At 50.1% G+C, this 14,043-nt stretch carries 16 protein-coding genes and 1 tRNA gene; 14 read left to right on the top strand and 3 right to left on the bottom strand.

The annotated features are described in order from the left end of the window. Nucleotides 1-2,223, bottom strand: coding sequence for a hypothetical protein (locus CVU71_10100; GenBank protein PKN19121.1), 2,223 nt, complete (start codon nt 2,221-2,223; stop codon nt 1-3). Between the two features lie 554 nt (nt 2,224-2,777). On the opposite strand from CVU71_10100, the gene CVU71_10095 reads away from it, so the two are divergent. Then, on the top strand, nt 2,778-3,194 hold the full coding sequence (locus tag CVU71_10095; protein ID PKN19120.1) for a hypothetical protein: 417 nt from the start codon (nt 2,778-2,780) through the stop codon (nt 3,192-3,194). Between the two features lie 93 nt (nt 3,195-3,287). On the opposite strand, the gene CVU71_10090 is transcribed toward CVU71_10095, so the two are convergent. After that, nucleotides 3,288-3,362: transfer RNA gene (locus tag CVU71_10090), tRNA-Glu, on the bottom strand. Between the two features lie 178 nt (nt 3,363-3,540). Beyond that, nucleotides 3,541-4,947, bottom strand: a complete 1,407-nt coding sequence (locus tag CVU71_10085) for a glutamate--tRNA ligase (protein ID PKN19119.1) — start codon at nt 4,945-4,947, stop codon at nt 3,541-3,543. Between the two features lie 158 nt (nt 4,948-5,105). Between CVU71_10085 and CVU71_10080 the strand changes: the two genes are divergently transcribed. The 13 genes from CVU71_10080 to CVU71_10020 all read left to right on the top strand — a co-directional run bounded on the left by CVU71_10080 (nt 5,106) and on the right by CVU71_10020 (nt 13,984). Beyond that, nucleotides 5,106-5,657 (top strand): hypothetical protein, encoded by a 552-nt coding sequence (locus CVU71_10080; protein ID PKN19118.1) that lies wholly within the window; start codon nt 5,106-5,108, stop codon nt 5,655-5,657. A 25-nt stretch (nt 5,658-5,682) separates the two neighbouring features. Next, nucleotides 5,683-5,868, top strand: a complete 186-nt coding sequence (locus tag CVU71_10075) for a 50S ribosomal protein L32 (protein ID PKN19117.1) — start codon at nt 5,683-5,685, stop codon at nt 5,866-5,868. A gap of 306 nt (nt 5,869-6,174) precedes the next feature. Beyond that, complete coding sequence (gene acpP / locus CVU71_10070) at nt 6,175-6,411, top strand: acyl carrier protein (protein PKN19116.1); 237 nt, start codon at nt 6,175-6,177, stop codon at nt 6,409-6,411. Between the two features lie 25 nt (nt 6,412-6,436). Beyond that, nucleotides 6,437-7,678 (top strand): beta-ketoacyl-[acyl-carrier-protein] synthase II, encoded by a 1,242-nt coding sequence (gene fabF, locus CVU71_10065; protein PKN19115.1) that lies wholly within the window; start codon nt 6,437-6,439, stop codon nt 7,676-7,678. Between the two features lie 24 nt (nt 7,679-7,702). Continuing rightward, entirely contained in the window at nt 7,703-8,953 is a 1,251-nt protein-coding gene (gene glyA / locus CVU71_10060) for a serine hydroxymethyltransferase (protein PKN19114.1), read from the top strand. Nucleotides 8,954-9,067: 114 nt separating this feature from the next. After that, a complete protein-coding gene (locus tag CVU71_10055) occupies nt 9,068-9,562 on the top strand; it encodes a cytidine deaminase (GenBank protein PKN19168.1) in 495 nt (164 codons plus the stop codon). Nucleotides 9,563-9,583: 21 nt separating this feature from the next. Next, complete coding sequence (locus tag CVU71_10050) at nt 9,584-10,045, top strand: transcriptional regulator NrdR (GenBank protein PKN19113.1); 462 nt, start codon at nt 9,584-9,586, stop codon at nt 10,043-10,045. A 2-nt stretch (nt 10,046-10,047) separates the two neighbouring features. Then, nucleotides 10,048-10,683, top strand: a complete 636-nt coding sequence (locus CVU71_10045; GenBank protein ID PKN19112.1) for a riboflavin synthase — start codon at nt 10,048-10,050, stop codon at nt 10,681-10,683. Between the two features lie 15 nt (nt 10,684-10,698). Then, on the top strand, nt 10,699-11,901 hold the full coding sequence (locus CVU71_10040) for a bifunctional 3,4-dihydroxy-2-butanone-4-phosphate synthase/GTP cyclohydrolase II (GenBank protein ID PKN19111.1): 1,203 nt from the start codon (nt 10,699-10,701) through the stop codon (nt 11,899-11,901). Between the two features lie 58 nt (nt 11,902-11,959). Continuing rightward, nucleotides 11,960-12,430: a 6,7-dimethyl-8-ribityllumazine synthase gene (locus tag CVU71_10035; protein PKN19110.1), complete on the top strand. Its 471-nt coding sequence runs from the start codon at nt 11,960-11,962 to the stop codon at nt 12,428-12,430. Nucleotides 12,431-12,486: 56 nt separating this feature from the next. After that, entirely contained in the window at nt 12,487-12,942 is a 456-nt protein-coding gene (gene nusB / locus CVU71_10030; GenBank protein ID PKN19109.1) for a transcription antitermination factor NusB, read from the top strand. After that, nucleotides 12,896-13,465 carry a hypothetical protein gene (locus tag CVU71_10025; protein PKN19108.1) on the top strand — a complete coding sequence of 190 codons (570 nt, stop codon included), beginning with the start codon at nt 12,896-12,898 and terminating at the stop codon, nt 13,463-13,465. Before nusB ends, CVU71_10025 begins: the two co-directional genes overlap by 47 nt. A gap of 198 nt (nt 13,466-13,663) precedes the next feature. Beyond that, nucleotides 13,664-13,984, top strand: coding sequence for a hypothetical protein (locus CVU71_10020; protein PKN19107.1), 321 nt, complete (start codon nt 13,664-13,666; stop codon nt 13,982-13,984). The last annotated feature ends 59 nt before the right edge of the window (nt 13,985-14,043 follow it).

Raw genomic sequence — 14,043 nt, 5'->3', positions numbered from 1 at the left:
TCAGTCCTTTACCGGCAGGGAAAAATAAAAGGTTGCTCCTTCTTCCGCTTTGCTTTCCGCCCAGACGCGGCCTCCGTGGCGATGAACAATTCTCTGGACAATGGCCAGTCCCACCCCGGTGCCTTCATAATCATCAGCGCTGTGCAACCGTTGAAATACGCCAAACAATTTATCATAATATTCCATGTCAAAGCCGACGCCATTGTCTTTTATATAGTAGATATTATCATTCTCCGCTTTGTATCCGCCGGTTTCAATGCGTGCCCGGTCCTTGATTTTTGTATATTTTACGGCATTGGATAAAAGATTGGAATAGACTTGTTTGATCAACGTGCGATCCCCGAAACCCTGCGGAATGGTTTTAATATCGAATTCAATCTTTCGTTCGGGATTGATGACCTGCAGCTCCATCCATACATCATTGACCAGACCTGTCATATCCAGTCTGGACATATTGATTTCCAGCCGGCCCAAACGGGAGAAGGAAAGCAAATCATCAATTAACTTACCCATCATCTGCGTATTACTTCTGATCAAATCAAATTTCCGCCTGGCGTCATCGTTGAGATGATCTTTCTGATCCCGCAGGATCATCCTTGAATAACCGTCAATCGCCCTGAGCGGAGCGCGCAAATCGTGAGAAACGGAGTAGCTGAAGCTCTCCAGTTCCTTATTGGTCATTTCCAGCAATTGTGTCCGCAGTTCAATGAGCTTTTCCACCTCTTTGCGTTCCCGTATTTCCCTTTGCAGGGATTCGTTGACTTTTTGCAGTTCGTTTGTTCTTTCTTCCACTCTTATTTCCAGTTCATCATGCGCCGCCTTCAAAGCCTGTTCAACGCTCTTTAACTTTGTTATGTCACGGGCCGCCGCAAAAATACCCTGTACTTCCCCGGCTTCGTTCTTATACAGGGAAGCGTTGTACAGGACTTGGGTGACCTGTCCGGAAACATTTCTGATGAACAGCGGATAGTCCCGGACAATTCCTTTTTCAAAGGCCAGTTTGTACCCTTCTTCGGCCTTTTGGGGCTCGGTAAAATAGGTCGAAAAATTGCTGCCGATCAATTCCTGTCTGGTCCGTCCCGTGATCAGCTCCGTTGATGCATTGACATCCATCACTTTCCCTTCAGGACTGATCGTCACCAGCGGATCAAGGCTTGCCTCAATGAGGCTTCGGGCATACAGAGAAGCTCTTTTATCTTCCAGCTCATATTGTTTGCGATAAAATTTCGCCTGCTGATAACGCCGGACATAGGCGGCAATGACTCCAAAAGACAGTATGGCGCCTAAGACGAAAACCACGATCATCCAGAAGCGTGAAGCTAAGGATGCGTACAGCTCCTCCGTATCAATTTTTGCGACCAGAAACCACCGGGAATCCGGCACCGCCTTGATTGCAGCGAGAACATTTTTTTTACGGTAATCCGTTCCATCAACAACGCCTGTATGGCCTTGGACTGCCATAACGGCCGGCAGGGACGATTCCGTCAGGGAATGTCTCATCAACAAAGGCCTGTTCTTTTCGTGACGCAACTCGTTCAGATACACCACATCGTTCCCGTCGCGGCTTACCAACAGAGACTCTCCGGTTTCACCGGGCGCGGGCCATAATTTAATTGCCGGGTATAAGCGCACATAGGGATCGATAATAATAATTACAGTACCCAGGTGCGCGGCGCCGGGCTTTTTCGTCATCGCGATGGGAATGGCCACGGACAGATGAACCGCATGAGATTTATTATCAATATAGAAATCGCTGATCGTGATGTTGTTTTTCGCGACAGCCTGATCGATAAAATCAGAATGAATTCTGCCGTAATCGCTATCGTTGACTTTTGTGGCGAGCTTCGTGTTTTTTTGTTTATCCAGCAGCAGGATGTTTTTATATTGATATGATTTCTGCGTTGCAGAAAGCAGGGATAAAATATTTTTTTTGGCCGCAGAAGATGACGGATTGCTGAAATATTGAAGGACGTCGGCATAAAATGCGTCATTGTTGTAGATGACGCTGGCATCACCGATCCGCTCATTGCGCCAATTATTGATTTCCCATACTTTAAGCTCGGCAATGGCGTTCAGTTGCTGCTTTGCCGCATCATTCGTGTATTTCTTCTGACTTTGATAAAATAGATGGCCCAGGATGATGACCAGAATGGAGGCGGTCATAAAAATGACCGCAATTATCAGTAAAGATGCTCTGGTTTTCTCAGGCAAAGAATTTGTCATTACGTATTTGCTTTCCTTTTCTTCACATAAATCGAAAGTGCTTTTCAACTCATTATAAAATCAAGCAATTAGAAAAACAAATCAGTTTACAAAGCTTACTTTAAAAAATCATTTATTGCAATTATTATAAACTTTCCCCGGATAATTGATCCGATCTTTTAGATGGGCTTCCATCTATTGTATGCTCCGATCGATTATTTGCAGTTTGTTTATCATGACGCGCGGATTTGCAGCTGTCTAATGCAGAAATAAACTTTGTCACTCTTTTGCCTGACGGGTTGGAAATAGGGCTGGGAGAATATTTGTTCCAGGGCAGGCAGTTGTTTTAAAATAAACTTTAATGTACAATCACAGTCGTTCGGGTCTCTTTTATCCATGTCTCCCATTCGGGTTGGAGGTGGCAATCTAACACCGGAGTTTTTGGCCCGGCAACCCGGGCATGTACACGGGAAAGCAATATCCTGCTGCATTCCCGTTGACACCCGATAATTATATTTTGTCAACAGCCAAGCAATGCAGACTAAACTGAATCAGACAGGGGGAATCATAAGATCATGAACGAGACGCAAAAAAAGAAGGTGCTGATTAACCCGGCGGGAACAGAAGAAACATACAGACGGATGAAATTCTCCCAGGCCACCCGTGTAGGCGAGATGGTTTGGGTATCCGGACAGGTTGGGATGGATGAAAAGGGTGCGGTCGGTGAAGGGATTGAAGCCCAGGCCCGCCTCGCCTTCAAAAATCTTGAGCATGTTCTTGCCGAGGCCGGCGCCACTCTGGCCGATATCGTGGAGCTCATGACCTTCCATACGTCCATGAGCGACATTCGCGGTTTTTCCAAAGTAAAAGCCGAGTTCATCCCGGAAAATTATCCGGCATGGACGGCGGTTGAAGTCAAAGGGCTAGTCATGCCGCAGTTACTGATTGAGATCAAAGCGATTGCCGTGATCGGCAGTGGAAAAACCGGTTAATCAGCGCGGCGGACTATGATGCTGGAGTGCGGCTTGGGATGGTGGTTATTGTGAACTGTCTCTATGCTGAAAATAATTTACAGCTATTTGAACTGGTAGTCCCACGGGGACTTGAACCCCGGTTTCCGGCGTGAGAGGCCAGCGTCCTAACCACTAGACGATGGGACCATTTTGGTTCGACGGCCAGGATGAAAATTTACGCTGCAGGCTGGAAAATCCTGTTGCCGTTGCTGGCCGATTCCCCGGCGACGGGGAAAGTCGAGGGTGAGTATCTATTCAATTCGACTTTAAAAGTCAAGATGAAAGTAACGCGGTTGATATAACGCCGCAGCCTTCCTGCCAGTCCTCATGCATTCTGCTTGTTAATGGCGGCCATTGCGGCGTTGATTCTTTGCACAACACGATCCCTGCCCAGTGTGACCATCACTTCGTCAATGCCGGGGCTGACCGTTTTTCCGGTCAGCGCCACTCTGAGCGGCTGCGCAATTGCCTTAAATTTAATTCCCCGTTCTTCGATGAACGTCTTGAGAAATTCTTCCAGCCCTTCTTTACTGAAGTTTTGGACGCCCGGAATGGCCTCTGCCATCGCCTTTAAATGGGGGGCTATTTCAGGTGTCAGAAATTTCTGCGCGGCCTGTTCCTCGTAATGAACCGAATCAGTAAAATAAAAATTCGCCACTTCCGCCAGCTCGACCAGGGTTTTGGCGCGGGGCTGCAGATCGGCAATTACCTTTTTGGTAAAAACGGCATCCGTGGCATCCGTTCCGGCAGGCCACAGGGGTTTCATTTCTTCCATCAGCCGCCCCGGATTTGCTTCCTTTATATAATGGGCATTCAACCAGAGCAGTTTTTCAGGGTTAAAAACGGCGGGGGATTTCCCGACCGCGTCCAGGGCAAAAAAATCAACCAGTTCTTTTTGCGAAAAAATCTCCTGGTCCCCGTGCGACCAGCCCAGGCGAACCAGATAATTTACAAGGGCTTCCGGCAGATAACCCATCTCTTTGTAGGCCATGACGGAGGTGGCCCCGTGGCGCTTGCTCAAGCGCGCTTTGTCCGATCCCAGAATCATCGGGACATGGGCAAATTTGGGCACCTCAAAACCCAGCGCCTGATACATCAGAATCTGGCGCGGGGTGTTGTTGACATGGTCGTCGCCGCGAATAACATGCGTGATATTCATCATGGCGTCGTCAATAACGACGGCAAAGTTATAAGTGGGATATCCATCGCCGCGTTCGATAATTAAATCATCCAACTCATCGTTATTAAAGCTTATATTTCCTTTGATGAGATCTTCTACAATAGTAATGCCGGTTTGCGCGCCCCGGAAGCGCACTACACTGCCCGTTGATTTCTTTAAGTTTTTGTCACGGCAGGTTCCGTCGTATTTGGGCTTTTTGCCGGTAGCCAGGGCTTCTTTTCTTTTGGCTTCCAGTTCCTCGGGGGTACAGGTACAGACGTAGGCCTTGCCCTCGTCAATCAGTTTCTGCACCATGTCGCGGTGCAGACCGACACGCTGGGCCTGAAAATGCGGTCCTTCATCCCAGTTCAGACCCATCCAGGTCATGGCATCCAGAATCGCTCTGGTGGATTCGTCGGTAGAGCGCTGCTGATCCGTGTCTTCAATTCTTAAAACAAATTCGCCGCCATTATGGCGGGAAAAAAGCCAGTTAAAAAGAGCGGTTCTGGCACCTCCGATGTGCAGGTAGCCGGTCGGGGATGGTGCAAAACGGGTTCGTATTTTGGCGGTCATATTGTTTCCCTTAATTTTTGCGCTGTTATAGGGTTGCGGCCGACCATTTGTCAAGCGCCTTTTGACTGCTGTCCGGCAAATTGTTCTTGACAACACGATAAATTTATCATTTACTCACCGGCTTAGCGCGGTTGGCTGAATTTTTTTTGCAAGGTAATATGGGTTCCATGTCCGATTCTTTGAAAATTAATCTGACCATTCTTCCCGAGGAAGGGTTGCGTTTGACTTTTTCCAAAGATGCCGCATGGTTCAAGGAATGCTTTTCTGAGGACGATCGGCCGGAGTTTTCACTGGTCAAGGCGGATGTCAACTGTCTCATCACCCGGTCAGGCGATACGATTTATGTCCGGGGGGAACTGGCAGCCAGCATCAGCCAGGATTGCGACCGCTGTCTGGAGAAAACGACGATTCCCATCGGCGGAGATTTTGCCTATACGCTGGTTCCTGAAAAGACGGAGATCGCAGAAGAACTGGAGCTGACCGCAGATGAACTTGAAACAAGCCATTACCGCGGTGATTTCATCGATCTGGCGCCGATGATCTGCGAACAGATTGTTCTGCAGGTACCGATGAAAATTCTCTGTGCCGGGGATTGCAAAGGGTTGTGCCCGCATTGCGGTAAAAATTTGAATACCGGTTCATGCAACTGCCGTTCGGATGTTGTAGACGATCGTCTGGCAGTGCTGAAAAAATTTAGAGTGAAAAATTAATTTATAAAAAAGAGGATAATTTACCATGCCAAATCCAGTAAAGAGACATTCCAAAACGAGACGCAATACCCGAAGGGCGCATGATTTCCTGAAACAGCCTTCCATGTCGGTTTGTCCGCAATGCAGTGAACCGAAAATGCCCCACCGTGTTTGCCCGAATTGCGGCACCTATAAAGGCAGAGAAGTGATCTCGGCGGAAAAGATTTCCTAACACGACTGCATCGTTGTTTTGAGGAAAACACCGGCTGTTTTCACCCGTTGATTGTTTTCACGGCAGGTGGTTCAGTATAAACCGGGTGATTCAGTCTGCGGGAAGTTCTGCCAATAAAAGATGGAGTACCCTGTAAACAGGGAACTGTCTGAACCGGTGAACATCGCGGGGCGGACGCTTCAACGGCCGGAAAATGCGGAAGTCCTCCGCATTGAAATAAATAAGGAATTATTTTAAAAAAACAGGTAATAAGTTCAGCACTTGTTATAATTATGTAGTCTAATTTTGGACTGGGGGAGGGAACTCATGTCATTGGAAGAAAAAGTCATTAAACTTGTTATGGAACAGCTGGATGTGGCACAGGAGCAATGCAAACTGGAGGCGTCATTTATTGATGATCTGGGTGCTGATTCTCTGGATCTGGTTGAACTGATCATGGAAATGGAAGAAGTTTTCGGTGTAGAGATCGCCGACGAAGAACTGGAAAAAATCCGAACGATTCAGGACGTCGTCGATTTTCTCCAGAAAAAAGGCATTAATTAATTTTTTAAATCAGGATCATTAATCCATGAAAAGGCGTGTTGTTGTAACAGGCCTCGGCGCCCTGACTCCCCTTGGCAATTCCGTTTCGGAATCATGGGCGGGCGCCGTTGCGGGAAAATCGGGCATCGGTCCCATCACCCGGTTTGATGCCACTGCTTTCGCCTCCAAAATCGCGGGCGAAATCAGAAATTTTGATCCTTCACAATATGTCGATAAAAAAGAAGTCCGGCGTCTGGATAACTTTGCCCTTTATACCATAGCCGCTTCTCAGATGGCCATGGAAGATGCGGCGCTGACCGTCAGCCCGGAAATTGCGGAAAGGGTCGGTGTCATCATTGGTTCAGCCATCGGGGGCGTTGCAACCTTTGAAAAAGAAGTTATTGTGATCCATGATTCAGGCCCCCGCAAATTATCGCCTTTTGCTGTTCCGTCCATTCTGGCCAATCTGGCATCCGGTCATGTTTCCATGCGTTTCGGCGCCAAGGGTCCCATCAATTGCGCCGTGACGGCCTGTGCTTCGGGTACGTCGGCTATCGGCGATGCTTATAAAATCATCGCTTACGGCGACGCTGATGTCATGATAGCAGGCGGCGTCGAAGCAGCCGTAACACCGCTCGGCGTCGGCGGATTTTGCGCCATGCGCGCGCTCTCGACACGAAACGATGAACCTGAAAAAGCCAGCCGGCCTTTCGATAAAGGACGCAATGGTTTTGTCATCGCCGAAGGCTGCGGCGTTTTAATCCTGGAAGAACTGTCCTTTGCCCGAAAGCGGGGCGCAAAAATCTACGCAGAAATTATCGGCTACGGCTGTACGTCGGATGCTTTTCATCTGGCCGCGCCGCCTCCCGGACACGAAGGCGCAGCCCGCAGCATGCAGGTGGCGATCAATGATGCCGGTCTGAAACCCACCGATATTGATTATATCAATGCCCACGGCACATCCACACCGCTCAACGATCTTTATGAGACGCAGGCCATCAAGAATCTTTTCGGCGATCACGCGAAGAAGCTGCTGATCAGTTCGACGAAGTCGATGACCGGCCACATGCTGGGAGGCACCGGCGGTGTAGAGGCGATATTTACCGTTAAAGCGCTGCACGAGGGCGTCATCCCGCCCACCATCAATCTGGACAATCCGGACGATGAATGCGATCTGGATTTTGTGCCGAATGTCGCCAGACATCAGGAAATCAACACCGGCATGTCCAATAGTTTCGGTTTCGGCGGCGTCAACGCGGTTATCATTTTCAGAAAATATACAGAATAACTGTTTTTGGAGGAATTTTTAGCAATGTCATTTTTAGATCAGGTTGATCCGGAAGTTGCAAAGGCCATTGAACTGGAAACAAGGCGTCAGGCGGGAAAACTGGAACTTATCGCTTCGGAAAATTTTGTCAGTGAAGCCGTTCTGGAAGCCCAAGGCTCGGTCATGACCAATAAATATGCCGAAGGTTACCCGGGTAAGCGCTATTACGGCGGCTGCGAATACGTTGATATTCCCGAAACTCTGGCCATTGAACGCTGCAAGCAGCTCTTTGGCGCGGAAGCCGTCAATGTGCAGCCTCACTCCGGCACCCAGGCCAACATGGCCGTCTATTTTGCCGCCTGTTCTCCCGGCGATACGGTTTTGGGCATGAACCTTTCTCACGGCGGCCACTTGTCGCACGGATCTCCTGCGAATTTTTCCGGCAAGTTTTATAAGATTGTGCCCTACGGTGTGAACCGGGACACGGAAATGATCGATTATGACGAAATGGCCAGGCTGGTACGTGTTCATAAACCCAAAATGATTGTTGTCGGCGCGAGCGCCTATCCGCGGACGATTGACTTCAACAAATTCCGCGCGGCGGCCGATGAAGTCGGCGCGGTCATCATGGCAGACATTGCGCATATTGCGGGGCTGGTTGCCGTAGGCCTTCATCCCTCTCCGGTTCCCGTCTGCGAGTATGTTACCACCACCACGCACAAGACCTTGCGCGGACCGCGCGGCGGACTCATCATGTGCAAGGAACCCTATATTAAAATCCTCAACAGCCGGGTTTTTCCCGGTATGCAGGGCGGGCCGTTGATGCATGTTATCGCCGCCAAGGCCGTGGCCTTGAAAGAAGCGCTCATGCCGGAATTCAAGGCATATCAACAGCAGATTGTTAAAAACGCCCAGGCGATGGCGGACGAATTAAAGAATGCCGGTTTCCGGCTGGTGTCGGGCGGTACGGACAATCACCTGATGCTGGTCGATCTGACCCCCAAAGGCGTGACCGGCAAGGATGCGCAGGAAGCTCTGGATCGTGCGGCCATTACCGTCAATAAAAACGGTATTCCGTTTGATACGCAGGGGCCGATGGTCACCAGCGGCATCCGGATTGGAACACCGGCGCTGACGACCCGCGGTATGAAGGAAAATGAAATGCGCGAGATTGCTTCGCTGATTGCCGATGTGATCGACCATATTAATGATGAGCAGAAAATTAAAGCCGTGGCTGAAAAAGTCAACACGCTTTGCGCCCGGTTCCCGCTGTATGCGCAAAGGCTGAAAGGGTAATGCCGTTTTGCTTTCAAAGGATAACGCGACGACAAAGCCGGTAAAGTTAGCCAAAGAAAGTGAATGGGTATAATAGGGGATCAAGGCAAGCGGCTTATCAGAAAGCGGAAAGATATGACGGAAAAAAATGCGCCGTCGCATCATATTTCAGATCAGGTCCACTCCCGTCCCGATTGGGACACGTATTTTCTGGACATCGTTGATCTGGTATCCCGGCGCAGCACCTGCCTGAGACGGGCGGTTGGAGCCGGACTGGTTCGCGATAAGAGAATTCTGGCCACCGGTTATAACGGCGCCCCTTCCAAATTGCAGCATTGCCTGGATATCGGCTGTCTGCGGGAACAGCTTAAAGTTCCGTCCGGCGAACGCCATGAATTGTGCCGCGGACTGCACGCGGAGCAAAACGCGATTATTCAGGCCGCCCTACATGGCGTCAACACCAAAGACTCTACGTTATACTGCACCAATCATCCCTGCGTCATTTGCGCCAAGATGATCATCAATGCCGGCATCACCCGCATTGTGATTCGTGACGGCTACAGTGACAAGCTGGCGGCGGAAATGCTCCGCGAAGCGGGGATCAGCGTTGAATGGTTGGAAAAATTTTAAAAGGATCGGTCAGGTGAAATCATGAAATGTCCTTTTTGCGGTAATGCGGAAAACAAAGTGATTGATTCCCGGATCAGCAAAGACGGTAAGGCCATTCGCCGCCGCCGGGAGTGCCTGGGCTGCTCCCGCCGTTTCACGACGTACGAATACGTGGAAGACATTCTGCCGATGGTGGTCAAAAAAGACGGGCGGCGCGAACCGTTCGACCGGACGAAAATCCGCAATGGCGTGAGAACGGCATGTGAAAAACGGCCGATCAGCACGGAGGATATGGAAAAAATCGTCGAAAACGTGGAAGCCGCCTGCCAGGAGTTTCAGGGCGAGGAAATTCCTTCCTCGGTGATCGGCGAAAAAGTGATGGGTGAACTCAAAGTGCTCGACGGCGTGGCCTATGTAAGATTTGCCTCGGTCTACCGGCAGTTTCGCGACGTCGGGGAATTCATGTCCGAATTGAAGGATTTGCTAAGCAAAGGCAAAAAATAATCATGTTTACCGGCATTATTGAAGGATTGGGAAAAGTCGTTCGTCTCACGATGAAAGGCGCGGATGCGGTTCTGGAAGTGGAAGCCGCGATTGATCTGCAGGAGGTGTCCCTGGGGGACAGTATAGCGGTAAACGGCGCCTGCCTGACCGTGACGTCCAAAACGGCCAGAACCTTTACCGTCGACGTTTCCGCGGAGTCCCTGAGCAAGACGACCCTTAAAACCTTACAGGCCGGACATAAAGTTAATCTGGAAAAATCTCTGCGAGTCGGCGGCTTCCTGGGCGGCCACTTTGTGCTGGGCCACGTGGACGGGATTGGCCGGATCCTGAGCAAAACACAGAAGTCCGGGTCGATCATCTTTGCTGTTGAAACCGCGGCACCCTTGTCGCGCTATATTGTGGAAAAAGGCTCGGTCGCCATCGACGGAATCAGCCTGACCGTGAACAAGCTTGAAAAAGGCCGGTTTTATGTTAATATCATTCCACACACAGCCGGCAATACGACGCTCACGGAGAAAAAAGAAGCGGACTTTGTAAACATTGAAACGGATATTCTGGGTAAGTATGTAGAAAAGTTATTGCAAACACCGCGGGGAATCGATAAGGATTTTCTCGCCGAACATGGTTTTATTAAGTAAAAAAGGATGAGAAAAATGGCAGTTAGTAAAATATCGGAAGCAATTGAAGACATTCGCAACGGGAAAATGGTTATTCTCGTTGATGATGAAGATCGGGAAAACGAAGGCGACCTTTGCATGGCGGCGCAGTTTGTCACGCCCGAGGCGATCAATTTCATGGCCAGGCTGGGCCGCGGGCTGATTTGCCTGACCATTAATGAGGAAATTGCCGACCGGATGAAGCTCCATCCGATGGTGAAAGACAATCAGGCGCGTTTCGGTACGGCCTTTACCGTCTCCATTGAAGCCCGGCATGGCGTCTCCACCGGCATTTCAGCGGCGGACCGCGCTACCACCATTCTGGCGGCGGTGAATTGCGCGGGCAAACCGGAAGACATTGTCAGCCCCGGCCATGTGTTTCCGATTCTGGCGCGCAAGGGCGGCGTTCTGGTGCGCACCGGTCAGACTGAAGGGTCCGTGGATTTATGCAGGCTCGCGGGACTTACCCCGTCCGGAGTCATCTGTGAAATCATGAAAGACGACGGCACAATGGCGCGAATGCCGGATCTGGAAATATTTGCGCAGGAACATAATCTCAAGATATGCACCATCGCCGATCTGATTGATTACCGGATGCAGAACGAATCCCTGATCCGGCGCGTTGCGGAAGCGTCATTGCCGACGCTTTACGGCGGCGACGGCAAGATTATTATTTATGAAAACGATGTGGACGACATGCAGCACATCGCGCTGGTGAAAGGCGATATCACCAAGAACGACGAAGTGCTGGTGCGTGTTCATTCCGAATGCTGCACCGGCGATATTTTTGCGTCGGCCCGCTGCGACTGCGGCGATCAGCTTCATCGCGCCATGGAAATGATCGGCGAAGAAGGCAAAGGCGTTATTGTCTATATGCGGCAGGAAGGCCGGGGCATCGGTCTGGTCAACAAAATAAAAGCCTATGCCCTTCAGGATGAAGGCCACGATACGGTGGAAGCCAACATCGCTCTGGGCTTTAAAGCGGATCTGAGAGATTACGGGATCGGCGCGCAGATTCTGGCGGATCTGGGCGTGCACAAAATGCGGTTGATGACGAATAACCCCAAAAAGATTGTCGGGCTGGAAGGCTACGGGATTGAAGTGACCAAGCGCGTGTCGATTGAAATTCCGCCCAATGAGAACAACATTCGTTATATGACCACCAAGAAAAGCAAGATGGGTCATATTCTGGAGCTTTAAACAAGGGCGGCGCAATGCGCCGATAGGAATAATTTCAAATAAGGATGGTGTTGAAATCATGCCGAAAATAATTGAAGGAAAAATTGTTGCCAAGGGGATGAAGTTCGCGATTGCCGTAAGCCGGTTTAACGATTTCATCGGCGGCAGGTTAACGGAAGGCGCGGTGGATACGCTGTTGCGGGCCGGCGCGGACGAAAAGGACATTGTGGTCTGCAAAGTTCCCGGCGCGTTCGAACTGCCGCTGGCGGCAAAGATGCTTGCTAAAAGCAAGCGCTATGACGCGGTGATCTGTCTGGGCGCGGTGATTCGCGGCGCGACCCCGCATTTTGAATATGTCAGCGCGGAAGTGTCCAAGGGCGTCGCCAGCGTGGGGCTGGATGCGGAGATTCCGGTGGTTTTCGGCGTCCTGACGACGGACTCGATTGAGCAGGCGATTGAACGGGCGGGCACCAAGTCGGGCAACAAAGGTGCGGATGCGGCAATGGCGGCCATTGAAATGGTGGATCTGTTCAAAAAGATCAGTGCCTAAATTAAAAAAGTGAAATAGCGCCGGAATGCTCAGGCGCTTCTGGATTTGAGGATTAGATGCAAGGTCGTAGAAAGGCGCGCGAAGTTGCCTTACAGGTTCTTTACAGTTTGAATTTTGTCACGCTCGATGTGGAAAAGGCTCAGGAGCTTTTCTGGGGGAATTTTGTCGCGCCCAGGTCGGCCAAAGAGTTTGCGGCCACCTTGATTTCCGGCGCCTGGCATCATCGGGAAGAGCTGGACAAGATGATCGGCGGCTGTTCGGATAACTGGTCGCTTGGCCGGATGTCCAAGGTTGATATCAGTATTCTGCGAATGGCCGTGTATGAGTTTCTTTACTGTGACGATATTCCGGCTAAAGTCAGCATCAATGAAGCTGTTGATCTGGGTAAAATGTTCGGATCGGAAAATTCCGGTTCTTTTATCAACGGCATCCTGGATGCCCTCAATCTGAAAATTAATAAAAAAAATGCAGCTAAACCTGACCACCCATCCACCCGACCGGCAAAGGCATAAGTGCCTGGTCCTGGGTTTCTTCAGCGATGAAAAACCGCCGCGCGGCATTTGCGGTTTGATGGATTGGCGTCTCAACGGCATGATTTCGCGGGAAATCAAACAGGGTCATGTGACCGGAGAGTTTAAGGAGAAGGTGGCAATACCCTATCCGGACCGTGTCAATTCCGATTTGCTGCTTCTTTTCGGAGTGGGCAATGTTGGCGATCTTTCCTATGATCGCATCTACACAGCGGCTTATGAAATAGTTGCCACGGTTGATAAAATGAAGATCAGGGATTTTGCGTTTGACCTGCCGGGCGAAGGGCGTTCGGATTTGAATACCGCCGGCGTTCTGGAAGCCATGATTACCGGTTTTTTCGACTGCCTGTCGGAAGATGTCAGCAAGCTGGCCAGCATGAATATGTGTCTGGTGACATCTTCTGAACGTTTAAAAGATGTCGCAGCGGGCGTAACCCAGTTTCACAAAAACGTGCGGCATCTGGGTTCGGTTGATTTCAGCGCCCTGGAACCGCATTTCACCTGAGTATCTCGCCCCGACCTTGTAGCTTGAATATATTCATTTGCCGGCATCCGCACCGGCGACCGCGGCTGGCTTGACGAAGACGGATTCCTGCATATTACTGGCCGTTTTAAGGATGAATACAAACTGGCCAACGGGAAGTATGTCCATCCGGAGGGCATCGAAAATGAAATCAGGCTGCTGCGCTATGTTGCCAACACGATGCTGTATGGCGAAGGGAAAGACTACAACGTGGCCATTATTGTTCCCAATTATGCAGAACTGAAAGCCGATCCGAACATCAATTCACTGCTGAAGGACACACTGGAAGAATCCCTGAAGAGCAAAAATTTGCAGGATTATCTGGCCAAAGGAATCATGGCTCATCTCCGTAAAACATTCGGCAGTTATGAAGTGCCGCAAAAATTTCTTTTTGTTGAGGAGGACTTTACCATTGATAATGGTTTTATCACCCAGACCATGAAACTCAAGAGAGCCAATGTCTTGAAGAAGTATGGAGAACAACTTCAGGCGCTTTACTGAGGTTTGCCTTATGCCTTGTCGATAAAAAAGCCGTTTGCCCGTTATGGGTTGCGGCTTTT

It is taken from the genome of Deltaproteobacteria bacterium HGW-Deltaproteobacteria-6 (assembly GCA_002840435.1).
In the GTDB taxonomy this organism is placed as follows: domain Bacteria; phylum Desulfobacterota; class Syntrophia; order Syntrophales; family Smithellaceae; genus UBA8904.
The sequence above is the reverse complement of the archived record's forward strand: the minus strand, read 5'-3'. Positions and strand labels throughout refer to the sequence as shown.

Coding starts and splice junctions, on each gene's coding strand:
- CVU71_10100 (PKN19121.1), bottom strand. CDS start 2,223: ATGACAAATTCTTTGCCTGAGAAAACCAGAGCATCTTTACTGATAATT.
- CVU71_10095 (PKN19120.1), top strand. CDS start 2,778: ATGAACGAGACGCAAAAAAAGAAGGTGCTGATTAACCCGGCGGGAACA.
- CVU71_10085 (PKN19119.1), bottom strand. CDS start 4,947: ATGACCGCCAAAATACGAACCCGTTTTGCACCATCCCCGACCGGCTAC.
- CVU71_10080 (PKN19118.1), top strand. CDS start 5,106: ATGGGTTCCATGTCCGATTCTTTGAAAATTAATCTGACCATTCTTCCC.
- CVU71_10075 (PKN19117.1), top strand. CDS start 5,683: ATGCCAAATCCAGTAAAGAGACATTCCAAAACGAGACGCAATACCCGA.
- acpP (PKN19116.1), top strand. CDS start 6,175: ATGTCATTGGAAGAAAAAGTCATTAAACTTGTTATGGAACAGCTGGAT.
- fabF (PKN19115.1), top strand. CDS start 6,437: ATGAAAAGGCGTGTTGTTGTAACAGGCCTCGGCGCCCTGACTCCCCTT.
- glyA (PKN19114.1), top strand. CDS start 7,703: ATGTCATTTTTAGATCAGGTTGATCCGGAAGTTGCAAAGGCCATTGAA.
- CVU71_10055 (PKN19168.1), top strand. CDS start 9,068: ATGACGGAAAAAAATGCGCCGTCGCATCATATTTCAGATCAGGTCCAC.
- CVU71_10050 (PKN19113.1), top strand. CDS start 9,584: ATGAAATGTCCTTTTTGCGGTAATGCGGAAAACAAAGTGATTGATTCC.
- CVU71_10045 (PKN19112.1), top strand. CDS start 10,048: ATGTTTACCGGCATTATTGAAGGATTGGGAAAAGTCGTTCGTCTCACG.
- CVU71_10040 (PKN19111.1), top strand. CDS start 10,699: ATGGCAGTTAGTAAAATATCGGAAGCAATTGAAGACATTCGCAACGGG.
- CVU71_10035 (PKN19110.1), top strand. CDS start 11,960: ATGCCGAAAATAATTGAAGGAAAAATTGTTGCCAAGGGGATGAAGTTC.
- nusB (PKN19109.1), top strand. CDS start 12,487: ATGCAAGGTCGTAGAAAGGCGCGCGAAGTTGCCTTACAGGTTCTTTAC.
- CVU71_10025 (PKN19108.1), top strand. CDS start 12,896: ATGCAGCTAAACCTGACCACCCATCCACCCGACCGGCAAAGGCATAAG.
- CVU71_10020 (PKN19107.1), top strand. CDS start 13,664: ATGCTGTATGGCGAAGGGAAAGACTACAACGTGGCCATTATTGTTCCC.